The following is a 1,454-nucleotide window of genomic DNA, read 5'->3' as shown; positions in this document are numbered from 1 at the left end:
GTGTATGTATATCCTCCCTGTGATAGCTCGCGGGCGCGCGCGCGCGCGGGCGCGCGGGCGCCGCGCCCCCCCGGGGGGGGCGCGGGGGCCGGGGCGCGGCGGCGTCAGGCGGCGCCGCTCACGCCAGGGCGACCAGCTCCAGGTAGGAGTCGTGCCACAGGTCCTCGTCGCCGTCCGGGAGGAGCAGGACGCGGTCGGGCCGCAGGGCCTCGATGGCACCCGGGTCGTGGGTGACCATCACGATCGCGCCCGGGTAGGTGCCGACCGCCGCCAGCACCTCCGCCCGGGAGGCCGGGTCGAGGTTGTTGGTGGGCTCGTCGAGCAGCAGGACGTTGGCGCCGGAGTGGACCAGGCCGGCCAGCGCCAGCCGGGTCTTCTCACCGCCCGAGAGGACCCCGGCCGACTTGTCGGCGTCGTCGCCGCGGAACAGGAACGCGCCGAGGACGTGCCGCAGTTCGCCGTCGCTCAGGTGCGGCGCGGCCTGGGCGAGGTTGTCGCGGACGCTGCGCGCCGGGTCGAGGGTGTCGTGCTCCTGCGCGAAGTAGCCGAGCCGCAGGCCCGGGCCGGGCACCACCCGGCCGGTGTCGGGGCTCTCGTGGCCGGCCAGGATGCGCAGCAGGGTGGTCTTGCCGGCGCCGTTCAGGCCGAGCACGACCATCCGGCTGCCCCGGTCGATGGCCAGGTCGAGGCCGGTGAGCACCGGGCGGCCGGCGTAGGCCTTGGCGAGGCTGATCGCGCCGAGCGGCATCCGGCCACAGGGGGCGGGTTCGGGCAGCCGGATCCGGGCCGTCCGTTCGGCCTGCCGGGCGGGTTCGAGGTCGGCGAGCATCCGGTCGGCGCGGCGGGCCATGCTGCGGGCGCTGGTGGCGGTGGCGACGTTGGCCCGCATCCGGTCGGCCTGGGCGTGCAGGGCGGCGGCCTTGCGTTCGGCGTTGGCCCGTTCCCGGGTGCGGCGGCGTTCGTCGGCGGCGCGCTGGTCGAGGTAGGCCCGCCAGCCGGTGTTGTGGACGTCGATCGCGGCGCGCTGCGGGTCGAGGTGGAAGACCCGGTTGACGGTGTCGGCGAGCAGGCCGAGGTCGTGGCTGATCAGGACCAGCCCGCCCTGGTGGGCCGCGAGGAAGCCGCGCAGCCAGGCGACGGAGTCGGCGTCGAGGTGGTTGGTGGGTTCGTCGAGCAGCAGGGTGCCGTGGTCGGCGAAGAGGATCCGGGCCAGCTCGACCCGGCGGCGCTGGCCGCCGGAGAGGGTGCCGACCGGGGTGTCCATGACCCGGGCGGGCAGTCCGAGGCCGGCCGCGACCCGGGCGGCCTCGGCCTCGGCCGCGTAGCCGCCCCGGGACTGGAACTCGGCCTCGGCGCGGGTGTAGGCGTCCATCGCCCGGCGCTGGTCGTGCGGTGCGTCGGCCTGCGCCCACGCCGCGTCGGCGGCGCGCAGCGCGCGGACCGCGGTGGCCAGG

Annotated in this window: 1 protein-coding gene; it reads right to left on the bottom strand. The window is 76.9% G+C overall.

Annotated features, from left to right (window positions below; genetic code table 11):
* Positions 1-118 precede the first annotated feature (118 nt).
* The coding region (locus tag ACFV61_RS34340; protein ID WP_380496007.1) for an ABC-F family ATP-binding cassette domain-containing protein at positions 119-1,454 on the bottom strand (1,336 nt) is incomplete at its 5' end.

It is taken from the genome of Kitasatospora sp. NPDC059817 (genome assembly GCF_042731835.1).
In the GTDB taxonomy this organism is placed as follows: Bacteria; Actinomycetota; Actinomycetes; order Streptomycetales; family Streptomycetaceae; genus Kitasatospora.
Note: the sequence above shows the minus strand (reverse complement) of the source record. Positions and strands in the feature narration are given on the sequence as shown.